Annotated in this window: 1 protein-coding gene; it reads right to left on the bottom strand. The window is 58.2% G+C overall.

The window, feature by feature from the left end:
• Positions 1 to 17: 17 nt before the first annotated feature.
• Positions 18 to 1138, bottom strand: a protein-coding gene (locus AC6LJ9_RS30560; RefSeq protein WP_498150443.1) for an IS3 family transposase whose coding sequence is annotated in 2 segments (ribosomal slippage) — positions 18 to 889 and positions 889 to 1138 — 1122 coding nt in all. Because the reading frame shifts where the segments join, the coding sequence is not laid out codon by codon here.
• Positions 1139 to 1210 lie beyond the last annotated feature (72 nt).

Here is a 1210-nt window from a genome sequence, read left to right as displayed (position 1 = left end):
TGACCTGCCCGGATTTTTCACACCAACGGGATTTGGAGTCTAGCCTCGTTGATTGACCTACTTGCCACCGTCATGGCGGCTTGCCGCGGAGTCAGATATCCCAGACTGGAGTGGGGCCTGACTGTGTTGTAGTGCTCGCGCCAGTCTTCGATGACCAGGCGAGCCTCGGTCCGGTTTCGGAACCACTCCATATTCAAGCATTCGTCGCGCAGCTTACCGTTAAAGCTCTCCGTTGTGCCGTTCTGCCAGGGCTTTCCTGGATCGATCAGCGCCGTTTCAATGCCTTGGTCCACGATCCATTCCAGCAATGCCCGAGATACAAATTCGGGCCCGTTGTCCGAGCGAAGATATCGCGGCGTGCCGCGTCTGCTAATCACGCGAGCCAACACCTCAATAACCCGGCCCGAGCGGATCGAGCCGCTTACGTCAATAGCCAAGCATTCCCGCGTGTATTCGTCGACCAGCGTCAAACACTTGATCTGCTGGCCGTTGGCGCATGCGTCGAAGACAAAATCATAAGACCAGACCTGGTTGGCACGAGATGGCGTCATGGGTCGGGGCCGGCTGGCTGCCACACGCCGACGAGGCCGTTTGCGAGGCACTTGCAGCCCAGCAAGCGCCCACAACCGTTGCGCCCTAGACATACTCATTACATGCCCCTCTCGAGCCAAAAAAATACTGATCCGACGATATCCATATCTCGGATATTGCGCCGACAGTGCCCTCATCCTTGCCACCACTGGCGCGTCTGCGCCTGCCTTCGTTGGCAAGTAGCGCAACCCTGACCGAGAAATGTCGTATAGCGCACAGGCTCGGCGTTGGGACACACCCAGCGAGCAAACCAGTCGAGCTTGCTCCTGCCGAACCTGTACGCTCACCACTTTCGGCGGTTGACTTCCTTCATCGCCTCAATCTCCAGATCACGCTCGACTAGAAGCTTGCGCAGCCGGGCATTCTCCGTCTCGATCTCCTTGAGCCGGCGCACCTCGTCCACGCCGAACTCCCCGTATCGCTTACGCCAGCCGTAAATGCTCTGCTCGCTCACCCCGTGACGCTTGGCCACATCGGCCACAGGATCTCGGTCCGCCTCGCGCAGAATCCGCACGATCTGCTCTTCGCTGTACCTCGCCTTCTTCATCTCGCTTCCCTCTTGCGTTGGAAGCTATTCTCTCAAATACCTGTTGGCACGAATTTCTCAGAGCAGGTCACT

This window comes from Achromobacter sp. 1011811831 (assembly GCF_059760905.1).
Note: the sequence above shows the minus strand (reverse complement) of the source record. Positions and strands in the feature narration are given on the sequence as shown.